At 67.9% G+C, this 26,531-nt stretch carries 27 protein-coding genes; 11 read left to right on the forward strand and 16 right to left on the reverse strand.

Translation table 11 applies throughout. The features are described from left to right. Positions 1 to 3 precede the first annotated feature (3 nt). The 4 genes from ABZX92_RS05060 to ABZX92_RS05075 form a co-directional block, all read right to left on the reverse strand. Positions 4 to 522: a DUF742 domain-containing protein gene (locus ABZX92_RS05060; protein ID WP_355554175.1), complete on the reverse strand. Its 519-nt coding sequence runs from the start codon at positions 520 to 522 to the stop codon at positions 4 to 6. After that, complete coding sequence (locus tag ABZX92_RS05065; RefSeq protein ID WP_045316521.1) at positions 519 to 917, reverse strand: roadblock/LC7 domain-containing protein; 399 nt, start codon at positions 915 to 917, stop codon at positions 519 to 521. Before ABZX92_RS05065 ends, ABZX92_RS05060 begins: the two co-directional genes overlap by 4 nt. Continuing rightward, complete coding sequence (locus ABZX92_RS05070; protein WP_355554179.1) at positions 914 to 3,070, reverse strand: nitrate- and nitrite sensing domain-containing protein; 2,157 nt, start codon at positions 3,068 to 3,070, stop codon at positions 914 to 916. The genes ABZX92_RS05065 and ABZX92_RS05070 overlap by 4 nt, the downstream gene beginning before the upstream one ends. Before the next feature lie 103 nt (positions 3,071 to 3,173). Further along, positions 3,174 to 4,637 (reverse strand): OFA family MFS transporter, encoded by a 1,464-nt coding sequence (locus ABZX92_RS05075; protein WP_355554182.1) that lies wholly within the window; start codon positions 4,635 to 4,637, stop codon positions 3,174 to 3,176. Positions 4,638 to 4,867: 230 nt separating this feature from the next. On the opposite strand from ABZX92_RS05075, the gene ABZX92_RS05080 reads away from it, so the two are divergent. Further along, positions 4,868 to 5,329: a DUF485 domain-containing protein gene (locus ABZX92_RS05080; RefSeq protein WP_355554185.1), complete on the forward strand. Its 462-nt coding sequence runs from the start codon at positions 4,868 to 4,870 to the stop codon at positions 5,327 to 5,329. A 3-nt stretch (positions 5,330 to 5,332) separates the two neighbouring features. Continuing rightward, entirely contained in the window at positions 5,333 to 6,913 is a 1,581-nt protein-coding gene (locus ABZX92_RS05085) for a cation acetate symporter (protein WP_355554188.1), read from the forward strand. Here the strand turns inward: ABZX92_RS05085 and ABZX92_RS05090 are convergent. The 6 genes from ABZX92_RS05090 to sfnG all read right to left on the reverse strand — a co-directional run bounded on the left by ABZX92_RS05090 (position 6,910) and on the right by sfnG (position 11,545). After that, positions 6,910 to 7,683 carry a class I SAM-dependent methyltransferase gene (locus ABZX92_RS05090; protein WP_355554191.1) on the reverse strand — a complete coding sequence of 258 codons (774 nt, stop codon included), beginning with the start codon at positions 7,681 to 7,683 and terminating at the stop codon, positions 6,910 to 6,912. The genes ABZX92_RS05085 and ABZX92_RS05090 overlap by 4 nt on opposite strands. A gap of 2 nt (positions 7,684 to 7,685) precedes the next feature. Continuing rightward, the gene (gene folE, locus ABZX92_RS05095; protein ID WP_355554194.1) at positions 7,686 to 8,294 is read right to left on the reverse strand and encodes a GTP cyclohydrolase I; all 609 of its coding nucleotides are present in this window, start codon (positions 8,292 to 8,294) and stop codon (positions 7,686 to 7,688) included. After that, a complete protein-coding gene (locus ABZX92_RS05100; RefSeq protein WP_355554197.1) occupies positions 8,291 to 8,779 on the reverse strand; it encodes a 6-carboxytetrahydropterin synthase in 489 nt (162 codons plus the stop codon). The genes folE and ABZX92_RS05100 overlap by 4 nt, the downstream gene beginning before the upstream one ends. Beyond that, positions 8,776 to 9,411, reverse strand: a complete 636-nt coding sequence (gene queE, locus ABZX92_RS05105) for a 7-carboxy-7-deazaguanine synthase (protein ID WP_355554200.1) — start codon at positions 9,409 to 9,411, stop codon at positions 8,776 to 8,778. Before queE ends, ABZX92_RS05100 begins: the two co-directional genes overlap by 4 nt. Next, positions 9,408 to 10,106: a 7-cyano-7-deazaguanine synthase QueC gene (queC, locus tag ABZX92_RS05110; protein WP_355554203.1), complete on the reverse strand. Its 699-nt coding sequence runs from the start codon at positions 10,104 to 10,106 to the stop codon at positions 9,408 to 9,410. The genes queE and queC overlap by 4 nt, the downstream gene beginning before the upstream one ends. Positions 10,107 to 10,468: 362 nt before the next feature. Next, positions 10,469 to 11,545 (reverse strand): dimethylsulfone monooxygenase SfnG, encoded by a 1,077-nt coding sequence (gene sfnG / locus ABZX92_RS05115; RefSeq protein WP_355554206.1) that lies wholly within the window; start codon positions 11,543 to 11,545, stop codon positions 10,469 to 10,471. Between the two features lie 373 nt (positions 11,546 to 11,918). Here sfnG and ABZX92_RS05120 point away from each other — a divergent pair, with 373 nt between their 5' ends. The 6 genes from ABZX92_RS05120 to ABZX92_RS05145 all read left to right on the forward strand — a co-directional run bounded on the left by ABZX92_RS05120 (position 11,919) and on the right by ABZX92_RS05145 (position 18,354). After that, positions 11,919 to 13,730, forward strand: coding sequence for a hypothetical protein (locus ABZX92_RS05120; RefSeq protein ID WP_355554209.1), 1,812 nt, complete (start codon positions 11,919 to 11,921; stop codon positions 13,728 to 13,730). After that, positions 13,730 to 15,328 (forward strand): hypothetical protein, encoded by a 1,599-nt coding sequence (locus tag ABZX92_RS05125; RefSeq protein WP_355554211.1) that lies wholly within the window; start codon positions 13,730 to 13,732, stop codon positions 15,326 to 15,328. Before ABZX92_RS05120 ends, ABZX92_RS05125 begins: the two co-directional genes overlap by 1 nt. Positions 15,329 to 15,337: 9 nt before the next feature. After that, positions 15,338 to 15,478 (forward strand): hypothetical protein, encoded by a 141-nt coding sequence (locus ABZX92_RS05130; RefSeq protein WP_355554214.1) that lies wholly within the window; start codon positions 15,338 to 15,340, stop codon positions 15,476 to 15,478. A gap of 29 nt (positions 15,479 to 15,507) precedes the next feature. Then, positions 15,508 to 15,711: a hypothetical protein gene (locus tag ABZX92_RS05135; RefSeq protein WP_355554217.1), complete on the forward strand. Its 204-nt coding sequence runs from the start codon at positions 15,508 to 15,510 to the stop codon at positions 15,709 to 15,711. Positions 15,712 to 15,775: 64 nt separating this feature from the next. Then, positions 15,776 to 17,014, forward strand: a complete 1,239-nt coding sequence (locus tag ABZX92_RS05140) for a YeeE/YedE family protein (protein ID WP_355554220.1) — start codon at positions 15,776 to 15,778, stop codon at positions 17,012 to 17,014. Positions 17,015 to 17,226: 212 nt separating this feature from the next. Continuing rightward, complete coding sequence (locus ABZX92_RS05145) at positions 17,227 to 18,354, forward strand: MFS transporter (protein WP_355554223.1); 1,128 nt, start codon at positions 17,227 to 17,229, stop codon at positions 18,352 to 18,354. On the opposite strand, the gene ABZX92_RS05150 is transcribed toward ABZX92_RS05145, so the two are convergent. Then, positions 18,285 to 18,851: a DinB family protein gene (locus ABZX92_RS05150; RefSeq protein WP_355554225.1), complete on the reverse strand. Its 567-nt coding sequence runs from the start codon at positions 18,849 to 18,851 to the stop codon at positions 18,285 to 18,287. The two genes, ABZX92_RS05145 and ABZX92_RS05150, sit on opposite strands and share 70 nt — an antisense overlap. Before the next feature lie 9 nt (positions 18,852 to 18,860). Then, complete coding sequence (locus ABZX92_RS05155) at positions 18,861 to 19,580, reverse strand: hypothetical protein (RefSeq protein ID WP_355554227.1); 720 nt, start codon at positions 19,578 to 19,580, stop codon at positions 18,861 to 18,863. A gap of 57 nt (positions 19,581 to 19,637) precedes the next feature. On the opposite strand from ABZX92_RS05155, the gene ABZX92_RS05160 reads away from it, so the two are divergent. Next, positions 19,638 to 20,561 (forward strand): prenyltransferase/squalene oxidase repeat-containing protein, encoded by a 924-nt coding sequence (locus ABZX92_RS05160; RefSeq protein ID WP_355554230.1) that lies wholly within the window; start codon positions 19,638 to 19,640, stop codon positions 20,559 to 20,561. On the opposite strand, the gene ABZX92_RS05165 is transcribed toward ABZX92_RS05160, so the two are convergent. After that, positions 20,558 to 22,132, reverse strand: a complete 1,575-nt coding sequence (locus ABZX92_RS05165) for a ricin-type beta-trefoil lectin domain protein (RefSeq protein WP_355554233.1) — start codon at positions 22,130 to 22,132, stop codon at positions 20,558 to 20,560. The two genes, ABZX92_RS05160 and ABZX92_RS05165, sit on opposite strands and share 4 nt — an antisense overlap. Before the next feature lie 453 nt (positions 22,133 to 22,585). On the opposite strand from ABZX92_RS05165, the gene ABZX92_RS05170 reads away from it, so the two are divergent. Continuing rightward, entirely contained in the window at positions 22,586 to 23,101 is a 516-nt protein-coding gene (locus tag ABZX92_RS05170; RefSeq protein WP_355554236.1) for a DinB family protein, read from the forward strand. Between the two features lie 6 nt (positions 23,102 to 23,107). On the opposite strand, the gene ABZX92_RS05175 is transcribed toward ABZX92_RS05170, so the two are convergent. After that, positions 23,108 to 24,682, reverse strand: coding sequence for a sulfatase-like hydrolase/transferase (locus tag ABZX92_RS05175; protein WP_355554260.1), 1,575 nt, complete (start codon positions 24,680 to 24,682; stop codon positions 23,108 to 23,110). A gap of 83 nt (positions 24,683 to 24,765) precedes the next feature. On the opposite strand from ABZX92_RS05175, the gene ABZX92_RS05180 reads away from it, so the two are divergent. Then, positions 24,766 to 25,425 (forward strand): dihydrofolate reductase family protein, encoded by a 660-nt coding sequence (locus tag ABZX92_RS05180; protein ID WP_355554239.1) that lies wholly within the window; start codon positions 24,766 to 24,768, stop codon positions 25,423 to 25,425. Here ABZX92_RS05180 and ABZX92_RS05185 read toward each other — a convergent pair. Both ABZX92_RS05185 and ABZX92_RS05190 read right to left on the reverse strand, forming a co-directional pair. Then, positions 25,409 to 25,807, reverse strand: coding sequence for a DoxX family protein (locus ABZX92_RS05185; protein WP_355554242.1), 399 nt, complete (start codon positions 25,805 to 25,807; stop codon positions 25,409 to 25,411). The two genes, ABZX92_RS05180 and ABZX92_RS05185, sit on opposite strands and share 17 nt — an antisense overlap. Beyond that, on the reverse strand, positions 25,800 to 26,483 hold the full coding sequence (locus tag ABZX92_RS05190; protein ID WP_355554262.1) for a CDP-alcohol phosphatidyltransferase family protein: 684 nt from the start codon (positions 26,481 to 26,483) through the stop codon (positions 25,800 to 25,802). The genes ABZX92_RS05185 and ABZX92_RS05190 overlap by 8 nt, the downstream gene beginning before the upstream one ends. Positions 26,484 to 26,531 lie beyond the last annotated feature (48 nt).

Consider the following 26,531-nt stretch of genomic DNA (forward strand, 5'->3'; position numbering starts at 1 on the left):
AGGTCAGAGCCTGCGCAACCCCGCGAGCACCCGCTCCAGCAGCGCACCGTCCGGCCGCTCCTCGCCGTACGACGACGCGGTGCGGTGGACGTCGATCAGCCCGTGCGACGCCATGTCACCGAGCAGCACCTTCGTCACACCCAACGGCAGGTGCCGCAGAGCCGCGATCTCGGCCACCGACCGCGGCGACTGGCACAAAGCCAGCACGTCCTGGTGCTCCGGACGCACCGCCGTCGCCGAGAACTCGTTCACCGAGACCAGCGACTCGATCTCCAGGTGCACCTCGGACGTGGTGCGGCCACCGGTCCACGCGTAGGCGCGCACGATGGACGCCGACGACTCGATGGACGGCAACGGCGGCACCGGCTCGAACGGCAGCGTCGCGTACGGGTCCGGCTCCGGCGGGGCCTCCACGATGCGCGGGGCCTTCTTCTTGCCGCGTCTGCGGATCCGGGCGCTGTCGAAGCTGAACCCGCTGACCAGGTCACCGAAGTTGACCTGCTCCTCGTCCTGTCCGCTCATGCCAGCTCGGCCCGCAGCTCCGGCGTGAGCAGCTGGCCCACCTGCCGCACGACCACCGTCATCTCGTACGCGACCTGCGCGACGTCGCACGAGTTCGACGCGAGCACCGCGAGGACCGAGCCGTCGCTGATCGACGACAGCAGCATCACGCCCCGGTCCATCTGCACGACCGTGCGGACGACCGACTCGCCCGCGAAGCACTGCGACGCCGACTCCGCGAGCGACACCACGCCGGCCACGATCGCCGCGAACTGCGGCGCGACGTGCTGCGGAAGCTTGGACGACGAGATCAACACCAAGCCGTCGGCCGAGATCACCACGGCGTGCTCGATGCCGGGTGTTCTGTCGGCGAAGTTGGTGACCAGCCAGCCGAACTGGTCCACCTGCGTGCTCATCGACTCTCCTGCCGGTCGGGAAGGCCTCGCTGCACACCGCGCTGGAAGGCGTCGAGGAAGCCCCGGGCCGACTCAGGCGACTGGCGTGCTGGTGCGGGGGGAGGCGGCACAGCGCCAGCAGGTGCCTCGAACCACGACGCCGCTGCCGTCCCTGACACTGCCGCTGACTCCGGTTCCATCGCCGGGCCGGACATCATCGGCCGCGCCGGCTGGTGCTGGTGCTCTGTCGCTTCCCCTCGGAAAGACTCCCAGGACTCTTCGCGTCGTGGTGCCAGTTCCGCCGGAACCAACACGATCGCGCGAGTCCCCTTGCCCTGTTGAGCATCGAGACGTACCACGATCTGGTGGCGTGCGGCGAGCCTTCCGACGACGAAAAGTCCCATTTCGCGGAAGACCTGGACCTCGACACCCTCACCGGCGGCCTCCAGCCGCCGGTTCACCACGGCCAGCGCCTCGGGGTCGATGCCGATGCCGTGGTCGACCACGTCGATCTGCACGATGTCGCCGGCCTCGATCGACGCGCTGATCGAGACCTGGGTGTGCGGCGGCGAGAAAGCCGTTGCGTTGTCAAGAAGTTCGGCCAGCAGCCGGACGAGGTCGCTTGCCACATAACCGACCACTTCGGCATTCGGCGCCGTGTGCACCATCACCCGTTGGTACTGCTCGATCTCGGCGGCCGCCGCGCGCAGCACGTCGGTGAGCGGGATCGGGCGGTGGAACCTGCGGGCCACGTCGCCGCCGGAGAGCACCATGAGGTTCTCGTTGTTGCGGCGCATGCGGGTGGCGAGGTGGTCGAGCTTGAAGAGGTTCGCGAGCTGGTCCGGGTCTTCCTCGTACTTCTCCAGCTCCTCCATCAGCTTGAGCTGGCGTTCGACCAGGCTCTGGCTGCGGCGCGAGAGGTTCACGAAGATGTTGCGCATGTTCGCGCGCATGCCGGCCTGCTCGATGACCGACTTGACGGCCTGCTTGTGCACCGCGTCGAACGCGCGCGCCACCTGGCCGAACTCCTCGGTCGTGTCGACCGGCACGGGCTCGATCTCGATGCTGCCGCGACCGGTCGCGACCATTTCGGGAAGTTTGTGCCACGCCACCTCCAGCGCCGAGCGGCGCAGGGCGTTGAGTGAACGCAGCAGGTAGCGGCCGACGACGAACCCGATGGTGCCGGCCAGGATGAGGCTGGCGAACAGGATCGCGGACGCCGTGCCCGCCGCGTCGCTGGTCTCGTCGCGCAGCCGGTTCGCGGTGTCGCGCAGGTCGTTCTGCAACCCGGTGACCACGCCGTCGAGCGACGTCGCGACCGCTCCGGAGGCCCTGCTCCAGTCCGAGGCCGCGATGGGCAACGGCTTGGGCTTCGCGGCGTTGACACCGGTGCCCGTGGCAGGCGCGTCCGAGGTCGGGTGCAGCACCGCCGTGGCGAGCATCTTGCGGTGCGCCTCGATGTCCGGTCCGTTGAAGAACGACCAGTACGAGGTCAGCTGCTCCGGCGTCGCGAGAGCCGCGAACTGGCCGGCGATGTAGCCGAGCTTGACGTTCGACTCGACGAGCGAGCGCACCTCGGCCGTGACGAGCTGGCCGCGGGTGAGCCCGGACAGCACGACCGCCTGCTGGTAGAGGACCTGCTCCTGCACGTGCAGCGCGTGGTGCAGACCCATCGCCGTGCGGGACAGGGCCGCGTCGCCGAACTCGCTGGCGAGCACCTCGTCCACGTCGAGCATCGACTCGGTGAGAGAGGTGTACTCCTTGATCACGCCCGGCACGTCGCCGGTCTTCTCGCGCAGGGCGGGCAGGCCGCCGATGCGGGAGCGGACGTCGTCCATGCGGGCCGTGACCACCTGCGACAGCGAGGTCTTGGCGACCTGGCCGCGCAACGCGGTCCTGGCGTCGTCGGTGCGCTTCACCTGTTCCTGGAGCGCCTGCGGGCCGGAGCCCTCGGCGACGATCCGCCGTTCCGCCTGCACGCCCTCGATCACGGGGATCAGCGCCGAACGGACCTTCACCAGCCGCTGGAGCGCCGCGTAGGACTCGGCGCGGGCCATGTGGGACTGGATCTGCAGTACGCCGGCGCCCACCGCGATGAAGACCGGAACGATCAACACCGCGGCGAGCTTCACCGGCAGGCGCCAGTTGCGCCAGTTGACGAGCGAGTTGAACATCAGACGAAGAGCTTGGCCGCGTTCAGGAAGAGCCGGTACAGGCCGTAAGCGAGCGGGATGCCCACCCACAACCAGGCACCGATCAGCAACAAGCGCTGTGAGTTCACTTCCGCACCACGCCTTCCGCGTCTTCGTCCGCGTTCTTGTCCGCTGCCTCTGCGACGTCCGCCGCCTCGGCCTCGTTCCACTTGGCGACCGTGGCCTCGTCGTCCGTCCTGGACGCGGGCTCGTCGGAGATCTCTTCGGCCTTGGGTTCGTGGAACTTGGGGTTGACCGGGCGGACCAGCTCGTTCGCCACGAAACCAACGACCAGCAGCGAGATCATGATGTAGAACGACGTGGCGTACAAGTCGGGACCGGTGTGGCCCGCCTTCTTGCCCGCGTCCGCGATGGCGTTGACGATCAGCGGCCCGAGGACACCGGCGACCGACCACGCGGTCAGCAGGCGGCCGTGGATCGCGCCGACCTGGTAGGTGCCGAACAGGTCGCGCAGGTAGGCAGGAATCGTGGCGAAGCCGCCGCCGTAGAACGACAGGATCACCATCGCCGCGACCACGAACAGCGGGGTGCTCGTCGGGCCGAGGGTCAGCAGCACCAGGTAGAGCAGCGCGCCGGCACCGAGGTAGAGGCGGTAGATGTTCTTGCGGCCCACGAGGTCCGAAGTGGACGACCAGACGAAGCGGCCGGCCATGTTCGCGGCGGACAGCAGTGCGACGAAACCGGTCGCGGCGGTCGCGAGGACCGGCGTCGACGACTCCTTGAAGAAGTCGACCAGCATCGGCGCGGCCTTCTCCAGGATGCCGATGCCCGCGGTGACGTTGAAGCACAGCACGACCCAGAGCAGCCAGAACTGCGGCGTCTTGATCGCGTTGTTCGCGGAGACGTTGAACGCGACCGTGGCCTTCGGCTTGTCCTTGAGCAGCGCCGCCTTCTCCTCCGTGAACTCCTTGGAGGGCAGGCGGATGAGCAGGACGCCGACGCTCATGAAGATCGCGTAGGCGATGCCGTGGATCAGGAAGGCCTTGCCGATGCCCGACGTCGAGGTGTTGCCGAACGCGGTCAGCATCGAGGTCGACCAGGGTGACGCGATCAACGCTCCGCCGCCGAAGCCCATGATCGCGATGCCGGTCGCCATGCCCGGCCGGTCGGGGAACCACTTGATCAGCGTCGAGACCGGCGAGATGTAGCCGATGCCCAGACCGATGCCGCCGACGAGGCCGTAGCCCAGGACGACGACCCAGTACATGCCCGCCCACACGCCGACCGCCGAGATCAGCAGACCGGAGCAGAAGGCCAGCAGCGACATGAACATCGCCCAGCGCGGCCCCTTGCGCTCCACGGTCGTGCCGAGCACCGCGGCGGAGAGCCCGAGCATCACGATGCCGAGCTGGAAGGGCAGAGCCGACTGCGTTCCCGTGATACCGAGAGATTTCTCCAGAGGCGTCTTGAAGACGCTCCAGGCGTAGGCCTGACCAATGGAGAGATGAATCGCCAGTGCTGCGGGCGGAACGAGCCAGCGGTTCCATCCGGGAGGCGCGACTGTGCGTTCGCGCGCTAAGAACCCCACTTTATCCCCAACCGTCACCAAAAACGCGGACCGAACGATCCTAGGCCAGGTGTACACGTGCGACAACGGTCTGGACCTGTCGAATCGATCGTCGAACGGTGTTGCACACGGCGCAACTTCAGGGCTTCTGCGGCCAAGATCACTGAGGTATCCTCACGACCGACCATTTGAGACGAATGCAGTGTCCGGTTTTGCCCGTTTCCCGGTACAGGCGTTCGTTGACTGCACACGTGAGAGCGCTACAGTGGTCGCCGCACAGCGAGGGGCGGGGGTACATGACCAAGGCGATGTGGTCGCCTGGCGAAACGCAGCACGAGCATCGGGAAATCCGGGGTTTCGCGTCGTTCGACGACCCCGAGGCCTTGTCGTACGTCGATTCGAACGGCAAACCGAACTTCGCGTTGATTCAGCAGACCGAAGAATTCCGCGCGTTACGCCGGCGACTCACGACGTTCATCTTCCCGATGACCGCTTTGTTCCTCGCGTCCTACCTGACGTTCGTGCTGCTGTCCGCATATGCGCACGAGCTCGTCAGCACCAAGGTAATCGGTGTGATCAACCTCGGGATCCTGCTGGGCCTCGGGCAGTTCGTCACGTCGATCCTCATCACGCTCGGTTATGCCCGTTACGCAAAGCGACGGCTGGACCCGCAGCGCAAATTGCTCGCAGAGAAGACAGGCGTCGAGGAGTAAGGCATGCCCACCACCGGCAACCCGGTGCTGAACCTCAGCGTCTTCGCGGTGTTCGTCCTGATCACCCTCTACATCGTCTACCGCGCGTCGAGCCGGAACGTGACGGCGTCGGACTACTACGCGGCGGGCAGCTCGTTCACCGGCGCCCAGAACGGCGTCGCGCTCTCCGGCGACTTCCTCTCGGCCGCGTCGTTCCTCGGCATCTCCGGCGGCATCGCGGCGCACGGCTACGACGGCTTCCTCTACTCCGTCGGCTGGGTCGTCGCCTGGCTCGTCGGCCTGCTGCTGATCGCGGAGGGCCTGCGCAACACCGGCCGCTTCACCGTCGGCGACGTGCTGGCGTTCCGGATGAAGCAGCGCCCGGTCCGCGCGGCCGCCGCGAACGCGACCCTGGTGATCTCGTTCTTCTACATGATCGCGCAGATGGCGGGCGCCGGCGGCCTGATCGCCCTGCTGCTGAACGTGTCCTCGAAGACCGGCCAGGCGTTCCTGATCGCCGTCGTCGGCATGGTGATGGTGTTCTACGTGCTGGTCGGCGGCATGAAGGGCACGACCTGGGTGCAGATCATCAAGGCCGTCCTGCTGCTGCTCTGCGTGACGCTGATGAGCGTCTTCCTGCTGGGCAAGTTCGGCTTCAGCCTGTCCGCGATCATGCAGCAGGCCACCGAGAACAACAAGCTCGGCGAGGCCGTCCTCGACCCCGGTGCCAAGTACGGCTTCAGCACGATGTCCAAACTGGACTTCGTGTCGCTGGCGTTGTCGCTGGTGCTGGGCATCGCCTCCCTGCCGCACGTGCTGATGCGCTTCTACACCGTGCCGAACGCCTCGGAAGCCCGTCGTTCGGTCGTGTGGGCGACCTGGACGATGGTCATCTTCTACCTGTGCACGCTGGTGATCGGCTTCGGCGCGATGGCGTTGGTGGGCACCGACACCATCGCCGCGGCACCGGGCGGCGAGAACTCCGCGGCGCCGCTGCTGGCGTTCCGCATCGGTGGCGCCGTGCTGCTCGGCATCGTGTCCGCGGTCGCGTTCGCCACGATCCTCGCGGTCGTCGCCGGTCTGACGCTGGCCGCTTCGGCCTCCTTCGCCCACGACGTGTACGCGAACGTGATCAAGCGCGGCAACGCCGAGCCTCGCCGGGAGATCCGGGTCGCCCGCATGACTGCCGTGGTGGTCGGCCTGCTGTCGATCATCGGCGGTATCGCGGCGAACGGCCAGAACGTGGCGTTCCTGGTCTCGCTCGCCCTCGCTCTGGCCGCCTCCGCGAACCTGTCGACGATCCTCTACACGATCTTCTGGCGACGCTTCAACACCACCGGCACCCTCTGGAGCATCTACGGCGGCCTCGGCTCCTGCCTGCTGCTCATCCTCTCCTCGCCGGTGATGTCGGGCGCGAAGACGTCGATCTTCCCGGACGTCGACTTCGCCTGGTTCCCGTTGGGCAACCCTGGTCTGGTCTCCATCCCGTTCTCGTTCCTGTGCGGGTTCCTGGGCACGATCTTCTCGAAGGCCGAGCCGGAGAACGCCGCGAAGGCCGCCGAGATGGAAGTCCGCGCCATCGCCGGCATCGGCACCAAGGCCTAGGGCCGGGCGACCAGCACCACCCCCTGGTCACCCACCGCGTGCGGACGTCGGCTGAAGTGCCTGCGCAGCGCGGGTTCCACGGCGGTGAGCATCTTCTGTGCGGCCGGGTGGTCCTCGTACCAGAAGTTCACGAGCGTCCGTGCCGCCGCCCGCACCCGTTCGTCCAGGCCGGCTTCGGGAAAGTGCAGCGCGGCTTCCGTCCGGTACAGGTCGAACCGGCTGAACCCCTGCTGTCCCAGCACCTCTTCGGCGACTGCGAGCAGATAACCCTGGTCGTCCGGCGGCTCGCCGGCGATCGGCACGCAGGTCTCGTTCAGCAACGCCACGAGCTCGTTGTCCGGCGCCCCACCGATGAACACCACCTTGGCCTCGGGATGCGACAGGTCGACCACGCGACCGATCTCCCGCACCGACCGCTCCAGATCCGTGACGTACGGCAGGATCCAGTTGGCCAGCACCACGTCGAACGTGCCGTCGTCGAACGGCAGCTCCTCGGCACTGCCCGGCAGGATCTCGATGCCCGTTTCCCGCAGGCGCGTTGCCCGGTCCGCGTCTGGTTCGACCGCCGTACACCCACCCAGCTGCACCGCGACCGCACGGGTCAGCTCCCCGGTGCCACCACCGACGTCGAGTGCCCGCGAGTTGCCCGATGTCAGCGACCGGACAAGCGCGATCTCCTCACGACGTTCAAGGCGCGCCACGAAGTCGAGCCAGCCGCGGTTGCTGAGCGCGTGCGGGCCGCGGTATCCGGAAGACAGCAGATCAGTCATGTTCACCTCCTGATGTAGGTCGGGGCGAGGCCCATCACCTGCGTGCGCAACGCCGCGTCCGTGGTGAAGTCCCCGGCCAGGTGGGAAGTCACCATCACCGCGCCGTGCGCCTCGGCCCCGCGCATGGTCAGACACGCGTGCTCGGACCGGATCAGACAGGCCGCGCCCGAGGCCGCCAGGTGACCCATCAACGCCTCGACCACCTGCTCCCCCAGCCGTTCCTGCACCTGGGGCCGGGCCGCGAACTCCTGGATCACCCTCGCCAGCTTCGACAACCCGACGATCTGCCCACCCGGCGCCGGCAGGTACGCGACCGTGGCCCGGCCGAGGAAGGGCAGCACGTGGTGCTCGCACAACGCCACGAACGGCACGTCGACCGCGGCGATCACGCCCTGGTTCACCGACTCGGGCGGGAACTGGACGCGCAGGTGCCGGGTCGGGTCGAGGTGCAGGCCGCTGGTCAGCTCGGCCAGTGCGCTCACGAACCGCAGCGGCGTTCGTTCGGTGGACGTCGTGTCGCAGGGGATGCCGAGCGCGGTGAACATCGCCCGAGCGTGTTCGGCCGCTTCGGTGAGGCCGTAGTCGGTGCGGGACACCGTGATCACGGTCATGAGGAGTCCTTTTCGGTGGAGCGCCAGGAAGCTGAGTTGACGTGCGTCTCCCGCACGGTCACCTCGGCGACGCGGGCGCCGGGTGCGCTCGGCAGGTCGCGCAGGGCGTCCTCGACGACGCGGGCGATGAGCTCGGCGACGGCCTCGACGGTGGGGTGGGTCAGGCCGTGAGCGAGCTGCTCGGCGGGTTCCGGATCTTGCGCGCCGAAGCGGTAGACCTTGCTCTTGTGCTCGGTCAGCACGTTCACCAGCGGGTCGTCGGCGCCGAGCATCGCGCCGTGGTCGAGATGAACGTCGATCCACTCGCGCACCCGGGCCTTCAGCGCACCGAACTCGACGACCGCCCCGGCGTGCAGGGCGGGCGCGGACACCTTGGCCTCCATCCACCACGAGTGGCCGTGCAGGTTCACGCACTTGCCGGCCAGGTGTGGCAGCCGGTGCGCCGTCTCGAAGTTGTGCCGCACGGACACCGAGTGGGCGTTCATGCGATGCCCAGGTACTTGTGGGTCTGCACGGACAGGCTCCACTTCGGGTTGCGCTTGCAGTAGTCGATCGCGGCCGCGGTGTTGGCGGCGACGTCCGGGCCGTCCATCGGCTGCAGCCGGAACGACTCGAACCGCAGGTGCTCGAACCGTTCGGGTTCGCCGTCCACCTGGGGGAAGACCAGCTTCAGCTCGTGGCCGCTGGTCGCGACGAGGGTGGAACCGAGCTTCGGGCTGACGCACAGCCAGTCGATGCCCGGCGGCGGGACCTGCGTGCCGTTGGTCTCCACAGAGATCTCGAAACCTCGGTCGTGCAACGCGTCGATGGCCGCGATGTCGAGCTGCAGCAGCGGTTCGCCGCCGGTGCACACGACGAACCGCTCCTCGTCGGTGTCGCCTTCCCAGACTTTGGCGACGGCATTCGCCAATTCGTCCGCGGTGGTGAACTTTCCGCCGTTGACGCCGTCGGTGCCGACGAAATCCGTGTCGCAGAATTGACAGACCGCGCGGTGCCGATCTTTCTCCAGGCCTGTCCACAGGTTGCACCGGGAGAACCGGCAGAACACCGCGGGACGACCGGCGTGCCGGCCCTCCCCCTGCAAGGTGTAGAAGATTTCTTTCACGAAGTACGTCATGCCGGCACAGCCAGGTAACGCACGGGATCGGCCATACCGGCCTCGTGGAATCCCTTCAAACGCAGCACACACGTGTCGCACGTGCCGCACGCGACGCCTTCCGGGGACGGGTCGTAACAGCTCGACGTGAGCGAGTAGTCGACGCCGAGTTCGAGGCCCTTCCGCACGATCTCGGCCTTGGTCATGTCGATCAACGGCGCGTGCACGCGGATCCGCCCGTTGCCCTCGATGGCGGACTTCGTGGCGAGGTTGGCCATCGTCTCGTAAGCCTCGATGTACTCGGGTCGGCAGTCCGGGTAGCCGCTGTAGTCGACGGCGTTCACCCCGGTGAACACGTCCCGCGCGCCCACGACCTCGGCATACGCCAGTGCGAACGACAGGAAGATGGTGTTGCGGCCGGGTACGTAAGTCGGCGGGATCTCGCCCGCCATCTGCTCCTCGTCGCGCCCCTTGGGCACGGCGATGTCGTCGGTCAGCGCCGAACCGCCGAAGACCCGCAGGTCGATGTCGGCGACGATGTGCCGCGCCACGCCCGCCTGCGCGGCGACCCTCCTGGCCGCCTCGAGCTCGACGCTGTGCCGCTGGCCGTAGCTGAAGCTCAGCGCGTACGGGAGGAACCCTCGCTGTTTCGCGATGGCGAGCGCTGTGGTGGAATCGAGGCCGCCACTCAGCAGAACGATTGCGGGCGTGTTCATGTGATCATCACCTTTTCAGGCTGTGTCAATGCACGGTCGAAGCAGGGAAAAAGGCGACCGGATGCCCGGCGGAAGAAATCCGATTGACCTCAAACGTAGGGCTCCGGATTTCCGGCCGTCAACACCTGAATTGAGGTCGTTGATACGCGAGCGTTCGCGTTTCAGCGGGGGATGATCCAGGACTCGTGCGCGATGATCGCGGCCTGAACGCGGTTGCGCACGTTCGAGAGGCCCGCGCCGACCAGCCGGGCGCGCTGTGGCGAGTTGATCAACGAATCTCCTGGCCACCAATGGAGACAGGTGCGCGGCACCAGTTGCGACGGCGCGGGCTCCGGCGATGATCTCCTGCCGATCGGAACCGATCAGGCCTCGCTCTCGACGAGGCCTGCCTCCAGCTCGCGGACGATCGGCAGCACGTGCTTGCCGAAGTACTCGACTTCCTCCTGGTAGTGCAGGAACCCGAGCAGCAGCAGGTCGACACCGCGCCGCCGGTACTCGACGATCCGCTCGGCGATCTGCTCGGGCGTGCCGATCAGCTTCGTGCGGAAGCCGTCGTTGTACTGCACCAGGTCCTCGAACGAGGAGTCCGCCCACATGCCGCGCTTGTCCCCGGTCGACGGCCCGGCCTGCTGGACCGCGTCCCGGAATCCCTGCACCGCAGGGACATCCGCCTTCGCGACGATTTCCCGGAGCGTTTCGCGGGCTTCCTTCTCGGTGTCGCGCGCGATGAGGAAGCCGTTGAGTCCAAATCGGACTTTGCGACCGTTGTCCCGAGCGGCTTTCGACACCTCGGCGATCTGCTCGGAGACGCCGTCGAAGTCCTTGCCGTTCGAGAAGTACCAGTCGGAGACGCGCCCGGCCATCGCGCGGGCGGCCGTGGAGTTGCCGCCCTGGAAGATCTCCGGCGTGCCCAGGGGTTTCGGCTTCAGGTCGTAGCCGTGCAGCCGGTAGAAGTCGCCCTGGAACTCACCGGTGTCCCAGGACGCCCGCAGCACCCGGATGAACTCCTCCGACCTGCGGTAGCGCTCGTCGTGTTCCAGCCACGGCTCGCCCAGTGCGGTGAACTCGCCCTTGAACCAACCGGACACCACGTTGACCGCGGCCCGTCCCCCGGACAGGTGGGAGGCGGTCGCGATCAGCTTGGCCAGCACGCCGGGTTGCCAGAGGCCGGGATGCACGGCCGCGATCACCTTCAGCCGTTGCGTGGCCAGCAGCAGGGCGAGCGAGAACGACGTCGACTCGTGCTGGTACGCGGCGCCGTACGAGGCCAGATAACGCACCTGCGAGAGCGCGTACTCGAAACCGTTGTTCTCGGCGAGAACAGCAAGGTCGCGGTTGTACTCGTAGGACCAGTCGGTGCGCTGCTCAATGCCGCTCACCACGAGTCCGCCACTCACGTTGGGCACCCAATAGGCGAACTTCACGCCACTTTCGCTCACCCGAGCACTCCTCACAGAAGTCTGGTACAAATAACGAGACAAAAGGCGAATCATCGGGGTCAGACATAATCCTGCACCGATGTTCGTCTTTTCACCGTGCGTAAGTCTGCTGGGCCGACCGGCTGAAAAAGAACACCTCCGAGTGGCTTCCCACTCTTTGGTCAGCGGATTGACAACATCAGTCGACTATCGAGATCCTCAGCCACATGTGCACCGCTGTCGTCCTGGTAGGACGCCTTCACGTGGACCTGCGCCAGCAGGCCAGCGCACTCTGTCACGCTCTCTGAGCACCCCCTTTCCCGTATCACCGCCGTTTTCCGCGCTGTGCCGGAAACGGCGAATTCGGCGTGCCCGAAACAAGGAGAAGACTGCAATGCGATGGCGAAAAACTCTGGCCGGGGCCGCAGTCGCGGTACTCGCGGCCGGTGTGGTCACGGCGAGCGGGGACAACTCCCCCGCCTATGCCGATGTGCAGACCGTGGTGGACAGCAAGACGGCATCCGACGGCAAGCAGTACTGGGTGAAGAACCACCTCACCCACGAAGCACAAACGCTCAGTGCCGGGCGCAAGAAGTGGCTTCTCGTCTGGGCTGGAGACGAGAACATCGCGGACACGCTCGTCAAAGACCTCAAGAATCTGCCCGGTTCACTCACCGGCGGGCTCGGCAAGGTGACCAACGCGCTACCCGGACCTGACTTCCTCGCGGTGATCGACGCGACCGAGGGCTCGCCGAGCTACGGCAAGGTCGTGAACACCGCGACCGTCGGGCCGTTGGTCGAGAACGAGCCGCACCACATGCAGTACGTGTGGCACAAGGGAGACACCGTCTACGCGGGCGCGCTGTTCGCGGCGGCGACCTACGCGTTCGACGTGAGCGCGCTGCCCGCCTTGAAGCTCAAGGGAATCAGCCTGCCGACGAACACGCTCGGCGGCTCGGTGCCGGACGCGTACTGGACGTTGAAGGACGGCACGGCGTACGGCACCTACATGGGCGGCCCCGTGGTGCCCGGCCCGTACACCTACGCGAACGGGCAAACCGTGGTGGGCAACGGTTTCGCGGGCTCGCCGGGCGCGTTGGTGCGGTTCTCCCAGGACGGCCGGGTGCTGTCGCAGACCTCCGCCGCGACACCGCAGGGTGACGACGAGAAGCTCTGCCTGAACCTGCCCCGGCTGGGCGCTCCGTCGTGCGCGAACCCGCACGGCATCCAGGCGCGCGAGGACCTGAACATCCTCCTGACGTCCGACTACGCCGAGCCGCGCAACATCATCCTCGACCCGGTCAAGGCGCCCTCGCCCTACCTGCGCCGCCCGACGGTCCGCACGTGGGACATCACCGACCGGAACGCTCCTCGCCTGAAGGCCGTGAGCTACCTGCAGAACGGCCCGCGCGCCGATCCCGCCGACCCGCTGCACCAGGAGAGCCGCGCGGTCATGGAGACGACCGTGACGAACCTTCCGGGTCACAAGGGCGCGTTCGCCCAGACCATGCAGGGCGGTGCGGTGCACTACACGCCGGACATCACGGCCGCCGAACCGCACTGGTACGAGGTGTTCGACGACGGTTCGGCCGGCAAGGCGATCTTCGCGGGCAACGATTCGAACGGTGGCGGTTCGAATGGTGGCTGGATCCAGACCTCGCCGGACGACAAGTACCTCTACCGCGCGATCTCCGGGCGGGGCAAGGGCGCGCTCGGCCCGAACGACCCCGGCACCACCGGTGGCGTGTACGTGCTGAACATCGAGAAGCTGCTGGCGGCAGGGACTGGCTTCCAGTGCCGCATCGACACGCTGGCCGAGGCGCGCAACGGTGGCGCCGAGTCCGACTGCCCGACTCTGGCCGGTGCCGCGCCGATCAACCCCGGCACGCCCGCCGCGGGTCCGCACTGGGGCGCGTACGACAACTTCTCGCTCGGTTCGGACGGCTACTACCACGAGGTCTCGTCGCCCCAGCGCCTCGCGGTGTCGAACTACTTCGTGGCCCGCACCGGTCTCGACGGCGACCACAAGGTCAACATCGTCCAGGTCGGCCCTTCCGGTGAGCTGTCCGTCGACACGTCGTTCAAGGACGAGTTCTCCGGCCAGGTCGGCATCAACTTCAACCGCAAGGACTGGCCGCACGGGCCGTTCGGCAACGCGAAGCCGCACTCGGAGCTGTTCGTGATCTCGGATGCGGACGTGAAGTAATGGATCATCCCCACGGAGGTTTCGAGGCTGCTTCGGACGTCTCGGTCTGGGTCGTCGTGGTGCGGCTGGCGTTGCTGCTGGTGTCGGCTCTGGTCGCCGGGTCCGGGCTCGCGGTCGTGGTCCCTCGTTGGGTGAGGGCCGCGAACTTCGCACTCGCGGCGCTCGCGCTGGGTCTCGTTTCCGTGTCGCTACTGCTTTTCTCCGCACATGTGCTGGGCGCGGTGGCGCACGGGGTGCTGGTGGTTCTGGTGCCGGTGCTGCTCGGCAGGCCTGCTGTGCGGTGGGTGGCTTCGGCGTTGACGTTGCTGCTGGTGATCGAGACCTCCGTGGGGGATTCCGGGTTGTTGTTGGTGGCCAACACGGTCTACGTGGCCGGTGCGGTCGCCTGGGTGGCTCTTGTGCTGGCCGGCGGCGCCCGTTCTCGCCAGCACGCGGTGTCGTTGGGCGTGGTGCTGGCGTTGGCGGGACTGGTGCGGCTGGTGTCGTCCGGGCTCGCGTTCGACCGCCGGGTCTACGAGACGCTGCTCGGGCTCGGGCTGGTTCTCGTGGTGCTGCTTCCGTTGGCAGCGCTGGGGATTCGCCGGTACGGAACTCTTGCGGTCGCTGCCGGTCTGCTCGCCTGGAGCGGGCTGGCCGCGATTCCCTCGCCGCAGGAGTTGCCCGTACCCGGTGTTCCGGTGCTGGCTTCGGCCGGTTCCACGCCGGTGCTGATCAGTCCGCACCGGCCGGGGCGCAACCTCGTGCACCTCCCGTCCGGCAACTGGACCGTCGGCCCGTCGGACGTGCCGGCGCTGCCCAGCGCCGGTGCGGACGGGGTGTGGGCGGAGGTCGACCTGCCCGCGGGACGTGGGTCGCTCGCCCTGAAGTCGGGCGGCTCCTCGTACTCCGTCTCGTACGACACCGGTGGCGAACCCGGTCCGGCACCTGATGCCGAGTGTGCGACGGCCGCGCTCGGTGGCCTGTTGAGCGGCAGGAAGGACGTGCTGACGTCCTGCCCGGCCGACCGGCTGTCCACCGAGGACTCCGACTCGCTGACGAAGCTGGTGACGTTCTTGAAGAACAAGGGCGTCACCAGCGTCCGCATCGTCTCGGACTCCACCCCGCGCGGGGTGGCGGCTTCAGCGCTGGTTCGTTCCGGCCTCGCGGTTTCGGACTCGGGTGACGCGCTGGTGGTGTTGTCCGGGTGGTCTGCTGCTCACAGCGCTTTGTCACGCGCTGGCGTCGAGCAGGCCGAACGCCCGGTCTACCCGCACGGTTTGTACGTGGCGCCGTGGTTGTTGACGACGCCTCTGGCCACTTCCGTGACCACCTTGGCCGTGCCGCTTCGGTTCGACCCGCGGGAGCAGCTGCCGATCGGTTATGCCGTGGAGCTCGGCAACCGGTTCGGTGGTTCGAACCCGACGCCCGCCGGATTCCGTTCGTGGCTTGGTGATCGTCCTGCCGGTGACCAGGTCCAGATCTACGCGGTCGCGCAGGTGACCGCGATGCCGATGGGGCCGGACGAGGCGCACGGCCCCGGCATGCCCATGCAGGAAGAGCTTGCGGGGCAATGGGTCCCGAAAGCCACCGTCGTGCCGGTCAGCCCGGTGCTCAGCTGAAGGAGAGACATGGCAACGCAGTTCCTCACCTCGGACACGCCGATCTGGGTCCTGCCCGGACTGGACCTGGGCTCGATTCTCGACCCGACGATCGGTGTGCCGGCCGCACTGGCCCCGATCTTCGAGCTGCTCAAGTTCATCGGCGGCTGATTTTCCCCTTGCTACGAAAGGAAGTTCTCATGAAGAAGCTCGTTGCGTCCGTGGTGTTGAGCGGTGCTGTGCTGGCCGGGTTCGCCTCGCCCGCGCTGGCCGACCCCGTCGTGGTCGACAAGCCGGACACCAGCGGCCTCGACAACAAGTGGACGACCGCGCCGCTCGGCATCCCGGTGTTCGGCCTGATCGAGTCCGTCGTCAAGGCCCCGAACTACATCATCCCCAACTAGCCGGCATTCGTGAGTTGGTTCCCGTTGCCGGGAACCAACTCACCACCACTGAGAGGAGTCCCCGGTGACGACGCAGTACTTCCCGACATCCTGCGCGGCCCCCGTTCCCGCCCCCGAGGAACCGGTCCGCACCGTCCCGCTCGTCGTCGCCGGACTCCTGGCGGTCGGCCTGACCTGGTTCGTCTGGGCCACCTACGGCGCGAAGCAGGGCGTGCTGCTCGCCCTCGGCCTCGCGCTGGGCCTCGCGTTGTTCCACTCCCGCTTCGGTTTCACCTCGGCCTGGCGCCAGCTGATCTCCGTCGGCAACGGCGCCGGCCTGCGCGCCCACACCGTCCTGCTGGGCACCGCGGCCACCCTGATCGCGCTGATCATCTCGACCGGCTCCGGCCTGTTCGGCTCAGTGCCCAAGGCCGTCGGCAATCCCCTGGGACTGGCGCTGCTCGTGGGCGCGGTGCTGTTCTCGATCGGCATGCAGCTCGGCGGCGCCTGCGCGTCCGGCACGTTGTTCGCGGTCGGCTCCGGCCAGTCGACGATCGTGCTGACCCTCTTCGGCTTCATCGCCGGCTCCGTCCTCTACACCTGGGCCTTCCCGCTGTTCGACGGCTGGCCCGCGTTCCCGGCCGTCGTCCTGTCCGAACACGTCGGCTGGTGGGGCTCCTGGCTGATCACCATCGCCCTGCTGGCCCTGATCGTGCTCGCGACCCGTCTGGTGCAGGCCCGCCGCACCCCACCACCTGCCGACGTGGTGCCCACCGCCCGCGGCCTGGCGCGCGTGGTGCGCGGCTCGTGGCCGCTGCTGGCCGGCGCGGTGGTGCTGGGCGTGCTGGCGGCGGCGGTGTTCCTCGTGTCCGGCGGCATCTGGGGCGTGACGTTCGCCTTCGCGCTGTGGGGAGCCAAGCTCGTGCAGCTGCTCGGACTGCACCCGGAAGCCTGGACGTTCTGGCAGACCCCGGCCAACGCCAAGGCGCTCGCGGCTCCGATCTGGACGGACAAGACCTCGCTCACCAACATCGGCATCATGATCGGCGCCGCGATCGCTGCGGCGGCGGCGGGAGCGTGGAAGATTCACAGCACCATTCCGTGGCGGACGGCTGTGGCGGCCGTGCTGGGAGGTGTGCTGATGGGCATCGGCGCGAGGCTCGCCGGCGGCTGCAACATCGGCGCGTACCTCGGCGGCATCTCGGTCGGGTCGTTGCACGGGTGGCTGTGGGGCGTGTTCGCGCTGGGCGGCACGTGGATCGGGCTGAAGCTGCGGCCGTTGTTCGGTCTGGCCAACCCCAAGCCGAGCGACTCGGTGTGCTGATGGCGAGCCGGCGGCCGAGGTGCCGATCACCAGCCGGGCGGTCGGCGTGCCATCGCCGGTCGAGCCGGGCGGCTTGCAGGTGAAACACTGACGCCCCCTTGCGCGCTTCCTTGTCTGCGCGGCGAAGATGACCATGTTTTCCGGACATCCAATAGACGAGCCCGAGCGTGAAACCGGACAAGCTTCACCCAGGTGAGTGAAGGAGGCGCGGTGTGCTGATCCAGCGGGCGGCCATCGCGGGCGTCCAGGTCCTCGGCCTGGCCGTGTGGTTCTCGATGTCCGCGGTCGTGCCGTCGCTCAGAACCGAGTGGGGCATCAGCGCGGGTGCCGCGGTGTGGCTGACCGCCTCGGTGCAGCTCGGGTTCGTCACCGGCGCGGTCGGCGCCACCGTGCTCAACCTGGCCGACCGCGTGCGGCCGCACCTGTTGCTCGCCATCTCGGCGGCGACCGGTGCCACCCTCACCCTGGTCCTCGGGCTCACGGTGGACGGGCTCGCGGCCGCGATTCCGCTGCGGTTCCTCACCGGGGTGGCGCTGGCCGGCGTGTACCCGGTCGGCATGAAGCTGATGGCGTCCTGGTCGGAGCCGAAAGATCGCGGCAAAGCATTGGGCGTGCTGATCGGGGCGCTGACGCTCGGCAGTGCGTTGCCGCACGTCTTCGGGCAGCTGCCGTGGCGCGAGGTGCTCGTGGCCGCCGCCGCGATCGCGTTCCTCGGTGCGATCACGGCCCTGACGCTCGTGCGGCCGGGACCATTTCTCACCGCCACCACTGCCCAGCTCAATCCGCGCTATGCCGTGCAGATGTTCCGCGAACGCAAGCCGCGCCTGGTGAACCTCGGCTACTTCGGGCACATGTGGGAGCTGTACGCGCTGTGGACGTGGCTGCCGACGTTCCTCATCAGCGCCCAGAAACCCGTTGGCCTCACCGTGTTCCTGACGATGGGCGTCGCCGGGGCCGTCGGGTGCCTCGTCGGCGGCTGGGCGGCGGACCGGTTCGGCCGCGCGCCTGCTGCGGTCGGGGCGCTCACCGTCAGCGGACTGTGCTGCCTGCTCTCGCCGCTGGCCTGGGGCACGCCGCTGCTGATCGCGTTCTGCGCGGTGTGGGGGGCGGCGGTGATCGCGGACTCCGGGGTGTTCTCAGCGTCGTTGAGCGAGGTCGCCGACCCGCGCTACGTCGGGACGGCGCTCACCGCGCTGACCGCCGTCGGGTTCGGGCTGACGGTGGTCAGCATCCAGCTCGTGCCGCTGCTGGCTGAGCTCGTGACCTGGCGTTACGCGTTCTTGCTGCTCGTACCTGGGCCGGTGATCGGCGCGCTCGCCATGCTCAGGACCAGGTCGTAGTAGCCCTCGGGGTTGTCGGCGCCGGAACGTCCGTCGATCAGCTCACGCACGATGTCGCAGTGGCCCGCGTGCTGCGCGGTCTCGGCCACGACGCGCACGAGCAGGTGCCCGAACGTCGTCTGACGGCGGTGCTCCGGCCACCACTCCACCGAGGCCGGAGCGTCCAGGGGCAGTACGGCGATCGACTCGTCGGTGCGGCGCCAGGCGTCCCGGTACAGGTCGAGGAGGTACGCGCGGCTTTCCGACGGCTTGGCCCACATGTCGCCGTTCTCCCAGACCGACCTGTCCTCGACCCACGGCAGCAGCGGCGCGGGACGGCCCACGCTGGTGACGAGGTAACCGAGCTCGATGCCGATCAGGTGCTTCACCAGGCCGAGCAGGTTGGTGCCGCTGGGCACGAGCGGGCGGCGCGCGTCGTACTCGCTCAGCCCGTCCAAAGAGGACACGATGGAGTCACGCGACTCCTGCAGGTAGCGCTGGAGGTCTGAGGCGATCATCCTGCGACACTAACGCCCGCGGACAACGACTTCAGCCGGTTTCGCAACGGTTTCGGCAGCGGGCCGCAGCACGTCCGGCGCAGTGCCCCACTGGCTGTACGAGGCGATCCGGTGCTCCTGCTGCCGGTCGGCCGAAGGCCCGGTCCGCTCGGCCTTGAGCACGCGGTCCGAGGCGTCCACCTCGACGACGAGCCGCACCTCGCCCTGCGTGTAGCCGCCGGAGTGCGGCACCCCGCCCGCGCTGAACTCGTACCGGTCACCGTCGTGCCCGACCAACCTGAGCGTGTCGCGGTCGAGGTCGGCGAACACGCTGCCGGGGTCGTACTCCTGCTCGTTCAGCGACAGGCTGGTGAGGTAGTGCCACGTCCAGCTCGCGCCCTGCGTTTCCAGGACAGCGAACGACTTTCCGGTCGGCAGCGTCAGTTCGTTGTGCTGCAGATAGGTGTCACGGTCGAGGATCATGGCGCGGTAGTCCGTTACTCCCCACCGGCTCTCGGCGTGTGCGGTGACGTCCTTCTGCTCCACCGCGCCGCCACCGGTGTTGATGTGCTGCACACCCGCGTACGTCCGCCGGCGCGGGTCGTTGCCCTCGACCTTGATCTCGACGTTGAACCGCACCGACTGCTGCCGGCGGACGACGTCGAGCCACTGGTCCAGCAACGCTTTCGGATCGGCGGGAACCGTGGCGCACGCGGTCAGCACCAGCAGCAGCGACAGAGCGAGACGCATGCGACGAGTCTCGCAAAACGTGTCGGTCGCACGGGCCGGAATGAGAAGGTCGGGCACGTGCAGAAACTGATCATCGCCGCCGCGCTCGGCGCATCGCTCGTGGCCACGGCCGTTCCCGCGCAGGCCGGCGCCCACGGCGTCCAGGCAGCCGGTGGGTGGCTCGCGGGACAACTGGTCGACGGCGAGCGCTTCGAGACCGAGTTCGGTGGCGTGAAGTACCCGGACCAGGGCCTGACCATCGACGCGATCTTCGCCTTCGCGGCCGCCGGGAACGCCCGCGACCACTCGGACCGCGCCATCGCGTGGCTCGCCAAGCCGGACGTGCAGGGCGCCTACCTGGGCACCGGCGGCGAGTCGTACGCGGGTGCGCACGCCAAACTCGTTGTCGCTGCCCGTGTGAAGGGCAAGAACCCCGCGAACTTCGGTGGCACCGACCTGATCGCCGGGCTCCGGGCGTTGCAGGCACCGTCCGGCCGCTACGCCGACCGCTCGCAGTTCGGCGACTACTCCAACGCCTTCACCCAGTCCTACGCGGTCCTCGCGCTCAAGGACACCAACGCGACCTCCTTCCTCGCCGGGTCGCAGTGCCCCGACGGCGGTTTCCCCGTCGCGTTCGAAGTCTCGCCGTGCGTGAGCGACATCGACGCCACCGCGATCGTCGTGCAGGCGCTTCGTGCGCAGGGCAAGCCGACCGGGAACGCGCTGGCGTGGTTGCGGTCCAAGCAGCAGGCCGACGGTGGATTCCCGAGCGCGCAGGGCGGTTCGAACGCCAACAGCACCGGCCTCGCCGCGCAGGTGCTGACCGGCCGGTCCGCCGTGAAGGCACGCAACTACCTGAAGTCGCTGCAGGTCTGCGCCGGGCCGGAGGCGGGCGCCATCGCGTTCGACTCGTCAGGCTTCGACAAGGCCAACGCTCCCCGCGCGACGACGCAGGCGGTGCTCGGTCTGACCGGCGCGAACCTCGCGACGCTGCGGGGCTAGCGGCTCCACTTCTGGTTGCTCTGTCCGGTGCAGGTCCACACGATCAACCGCGTGTTGTTCCCAGTACCCGCACCGGACGCGTCCAGGCACAGTCCTGATTGGACACCCACGATCGTGCCGTCCTCGTTGAACCGCCATTGCTGGTTCGCGGCACCGTGACACGACCACGACACCACCTTCGAACCGGGTGACGTGCCCGCCGCGTCGAGGCACCGGTCGCCGAACACCCGCACCTCGCCGCTGGGCCACGACGTCCACAACTGGTTCGCCGCGCCGTGGCAGTCGTAGAGGATCACTGCGGCGCCAGGTGCGGTCGACGGGCCCTCGACGTCCATGCAACGGCCAGATCCGGCGCCGCGCAACGAGAAGGTGCTCGACGGGATCGGCGTGCCACCGCTGACCTTGAAGACCGCCACTCCGTGCGCGGGCACCGAAGCCGACAGCGAGCTCACCGCGGCGCCGGTCCACTGGTCGACGATCGTGAACCCGTTGCCCGCCAAGCCGATCTCACCGAACGACGCGCTCAACGTCGTCGTGCTGCTGCCGCGGTTGAACAACCCGACCGCGACCGAACCGTCCTGCAGAGGCTTCACGTAGACGTTGTCCCGCACCCGCCGCCCGCCCGCGCCCAGCGGATCCTGGTTGATCGCGATCAGCCGCGAGTTCCGCAGCAACGCGCTGATGTCCGGCGACATCGAGCGGATGTCGTTGCCCGCCATCAACGGCGCCGCCATCAGCGCCCACAACGCGAAGTGCGACCGCGACTCGGTGAGCGTCAGCCCGGGACGCCCCGCCACCAGCATGTCGGGGTCGTTGAAGTGCCCCGGACCTGTTTGCGCCGCAAGGGGTGCGTTGACGTCCAACGCGTTGACGACACCCATCGGGTAGCTGTTGGCGTTGCCGTTCTGCCAGATGTCCAGCACGTCCTCGGTGGTGCGCCAGAGATCCGCGACCTGACCCCAGTTGTAGTCGTCGCCGGTCGTCGCGTGGTAGCTGTTCGGGTTGATGCTGTAGACGATCGGCCTTCCCGTGTCGCGCAACGCGTCCCGCATCACCGAGAACCGCGTGACCTGCTCGTCGCGGCTGCCCTCCGGCGAGCACCAGTCGTACTTCAGGTAGTCGACGCCCCACGACGCGAACGTCCGCGCGTCCTGCGCCTCATGCCCGGCACTGCCGGTCGAGCCGGGATAGGCGTTGCCCCGCTGGGCGCACGTGCGGCCGGTCGGCACCTGGTAGATGCCGAACTTGAGACCGCGCGCGTGCAGGTAGTCGCCCATGGCCTTCATACCGCTGGGGAACCGGTCCGGGCTCCCGCGCAACGCGCCGGACGCGTCGCGGGCCGGGTCGAACCAGCAGTCGTCGATCACGACGTACTCGTAGCCCGCGTCCCTCATGCCCGACGACACCATCGCGTCGGCGGTCTCGCGGATCTTCGACTCGCTGATGTCGCAGCCGAAGGTGTTCCACGAGTTCCAGCCCAGCGGCGGCGTCGGCGCGGGCTCGGCCGCGGTGGGTGCGGCCGCGATCGGTGTCACGAGCAGAGAGGCGAGCAGGGCGCCCACGACCAGCATCAGTTCCTCCAGGGAGGTGAAGATTCTTCACCTTAGCCACCGGAGCATCCCGCGGAAACGCCTTGGACCAGACCGCTGCTTCGACACCACACCTTCCTGCTCAACCCGGGCCCGGCCGCTCAAGCCGTGCCGACGATGTCCCAGGGCCGGTTGGGTGTGGTCAGCGGCGATTTGATCAGGAGTTGGCGGTACTTGCAGACGCCGACAGAGCCACCGCCTGGGAAGCAACCGTCCAGGCGCAGCCAGGCACGGATCAGGACAACATTCGCCCGCCCGAACGACACAGAGCAAGCCCAGCGTTCTACCGAACAGCAGACTGGGCATCCCAGGTCAGCGGCAAATGGCCCAACCGAGAGTCCGAAACCAGCCAGCACGACCGTTCGTTTAGGACACAAGCTGGCCTCAAGCGGTCCTAGAGTCCTTCATGTCGGACAAACGAGCTAAGGACAAACGATGACCACCACCGAGACCCTCACCGGCGAGCGCGCGGACCTCCTCGAGACCCTCCGGCAGCACCGCTGGTTCCTGACCTTCACCGCGCAGGGGCTCACCGACGAGCAGGCGGCGTCGAGCCCCACGGCCAGCGCGTTGTGCATCGGCGGGCTGATCAAGCACGTCGCGTCGGTCGAGGAGAGCTGGGTCAGGTTCGTCGAGCAGGGCACCAGCGCCATGAAGTCCGGCGAGGACGCGGACTACGAGGAGCACGCCGCGAACTTCCGGATGGCGCCGGGCGAGACGCTCGAAAGCATCATCGCCAGGTACCACGAGGTCGCGGCCTACACCGACAAGCTGGTCGAGACGGTCGACCTGGACCTCTCGCACCCGCTGCCGGCCGCTCCGTGGTTCCCCGAGGGCAAGACGTGGTCGGCGCGGCGGGTGTTCGTGCACATCGTGGCCGAGACCTCGCAGCACGCGGGCCACGCCGACATCATCCGCGAGTCGATCGACGGCCAGAAGACGATGGGCTGAGGCCCCTCAGGGGCGAGGCGCGGAGAAGGTCGAGAGGAACTGGTCCCGGAAGTCGCTCATCTTCGACACCGGGGCCGTGCCTCCCGGCCTGATGCCGTCGTCCCACTTCCACTGCGAAACCCGCTGCAGCACCGCGGGGTCCTTGGCGACGATGGTGATCGGCACGTCCCGCGACGCTCCTTCGCCGGTCACCATCTGCGCCGGCTGGTGGTCGCCGAGGAACACGAAGACCAGGTTCTCGTCGCCGTACCGCTCCAGGTAGGAGACGACGGACTCCAGCGAGTACGAGATCGAGTGGCCGTAGTCGGCACGGACGGCGGCCGGGTCGCGGCCGAAGATCGACTCCGGCGGGTCGGCCGAGGCGGGCATCGTGCGGTAGATCGAGCCGTCGCCGAGCTTGTCCCAGGGGACGGAGTCCGGCGTCGGCGACCACGGCGCGTGCGAGGACACCATCGGGATCGCGGCCATCAAAGGACCATCAACGCGAGAACGCTCGTTGCGTTGGAACGATTCCAAGGTGAACTGGTCTGGTGTCGTCGCGTAGCCGAACCGCGGGCCGGTGTAGCCGAGGTCCTGCGCCGAGTAGACCTTGTCGTAGTGGAAGAAGTCGCCTTCCGGCCACGCCTGCGTGATGCCGGGCACGACACCCACCGAACGCCACGACGCCTCGCGGAACGCCCGCGGGAGCGTCAACCGGTCCGAAGCCACGAGGTTGCGGTAGCGCTGCTGGTTGTCGATCCACAGCCCGGAGAGCAACGTCGCCTGCGCCATCCAGCTGCCACCACCGGCAGTCGGCGAGGTCAGAAAAGCAGACTTGGCCGTGTATCCGGCCGCCTTCAGGCGGTCGTTGCCCTGAGCCAGCTTCGCGGAGACCTCGGGCAGATCGAGCGCCGACTTGCCGTAGCTCTCCACGAACGAGATCACGACGTCCTTGCCCTGCAACGAGGACAGCAGGCCGGCTTGCCCGCGGTAGGCGTCGACGGAAGCCTCGGCGGCGAACGCCTCCTGGTCGTGCAGCCCGGCCTGAACCCGCCGCGCGTGATCCACCAGAGAGGTGGCGGCAGCGTCCGAGTAGACCGGAATCCCGGGCACGGCAAGCGAAACACAGCCAACGGCGACAAGAGCAACCGCGCGGATCGCCACCGGCCGACGTGAAGCAGCGACAGAGCTGAGCCGCAGCACCGAAACCGAGGTCAGCAGCACGATCACGCCGACCAGCGCGACGGCGGCCACCACGGCCAGCACGGAGGCGAACCGGCCGAACGTCACGTCCACGAAGTCGACGGCGGGCACCAGCAGCGGCCAGTCCAGGACCAGGTCGAACGGCCGGTACAGCACCATGTCGAAACCGATGTCCATGATCTTGACGACCGTGAACAAGCCCAGCGCGACGCCCGCGACCACAGCGGCGGGCTTGCGGAACCGGGGAGGCAGCAGCACCAGCACGAGCACGCCCACGAGGCCTTCGAGCGGCACCCGCAGGAACGCCTCGGGAGTGAACTTGTCCAGGTCGCTCGGTGCGATGAGCACGAACAACACGAACAGTCCCGCCACCAGCGTGACCGTCCGACGCAGCACCATCTTCACCGAGAATCCCCTTTCCTGACCTATGAGGTAAACGCACGGCGGCCCGCAACCGGTTCAACTGCACTACCATCGGTCTCGTGACCCGCCCGCACGTTCTGCTGAGCGTGGCCGTCAGCCTCGACGGCCACATCGACGACCGCGGCACCGAGAGGTTTCCGCTTTCCAACGCCGAGGACTTCGATCACGTCGACCGGATGCGCGCGGAGTCGGACGCGATTCTCGCCGGGGCGGAGACACTGCGCCGCGACAACGCGCGACTGCTCGTCTACAGCGACGAGCGGCGTGCGCGGAGAATAGCGGACGGCAAACCGGAGTTCCCGCTGCGGGTCATCGTGACCAGGAAAGGCCAACTGGACCCTGAGCTGCGGTTTTGGCACTGCGGCGGCGAGCGGCTGATCTACACGGCGACAACGCCGACCACCGTGGACCACCTCGCCGAAACCAAAACCTTCAGCGATTTCTCAGAAATTCTGGACGATTTGGGCGCACGCGGTGTGACAAGGCTCATGGTCGAAGGCGGCACGAGCATTCACACGGCGTTCCTCAAGGCCGGACTCGCCGACGAGATCCGAGTCGCGGTCGCCCCGATGCTGATCGGACAGGCGACGGCCCCGCGTTTCGTGAATCCCGCCGAATTCCCCGGTGGACCGGCTCGCCGATTCCACCTGGAGGACGTCACGAAAGTCGGGGACGTCGCAGTTCTCCGCTACTTCCCGAAAGTCACTTCTTCCCCGTGACGGCGGAAACCAGTCCGAAGATCTGCTCACGGCGGTAGACCGCGATCACGAGTGCCCACAGCATGAAGACGAGTGGCAGCACCGGGCCGCCCTTGTCCACGAGGAAGAGCTCGGTCAGCAACGCGCCGCCCATGATTCCGGCCAGCGCCAGCGCCGCGATGCCGCAGATGCGCGGGATCACGAGCCCGATCGCCGCGGCGATCTCCAGGACACCGGTGAAGTAGCGGAACCACTGACCGAAGCCGATGTCGTCGAACTTGGCGACGAACTGGTCGGTGAACAGCGCGTAGCCGTTCAGCACGAACTGCACGGCGAGCACGATCTGCAAGATCCAGACGACGATGTTGCCGATCTTCGCCGCGGTTGAGGTCTGCTCAGACATGACGGGATCCTCCCACCGAAACACTGGCGTGACGCCACAGCCACAGCACATCGCGACCGAACGACCACACCAGCGATGCCAGCGCGAGACCGACCAGCACCGCCGCGAACGGCAACAGCCCCGAGGCCGCCACGACCAGGAAGATGCCCTGCACCGCGGCCACGACCTTGCGCGAATAGCTGGCCGGCAGCGGCGCGTTCATCCACCGCAACCGCCACGACGCCGCCACGAACACGTACCGCATGAGCCCGATCGCGAGCACCCACGGCCCCATCTGCACGGCCACGTACGCGCTCAGCACCAGGATCAGGAACGCGTCGACCTCCATGTCGAAGCGCGCACCCAGAGCAGTCGACGTGCCGGTGCGGCGAGCGACCTGACCATCCACCCAGTCGAGTGACAACGCGACCGCCGCCAGCGTCACGACGAGAGCCACCGGAACGTCCTGACCAGCACGGTCGGCAACCAACGCCGTCACCGCGCCGACCATCAGCCCGCGAGCGAGAGTGACCCGGTCAGCAGGCCCCAACGACACCGTGCGGTGACGCTGCATGCCGTAGCCGAGGAACGCCCAGGTGGCAAAGGCATAGGCCAACCCGGCGGCCCAGCCCAGCGGCCCGAGCCCCGCCGTCGCTCCGACGACACCCAGCACCGCGACCTGGACCCCGGCCCACACCCCCGGTTCCCAGGTAACGCGGGGCCCCCGCGTTCCCCTGGAGGTAAC

The sequence above is a fragment of the Lentzea sp. NPDC006480 genome (genome assembly GCF_040611995.1).
Taxonomy (GTDB): Bacteria; Actinomycetota; Actinomycetes; order Mycobacteriales; family Pseudonocardiaceae; genus Lentzea.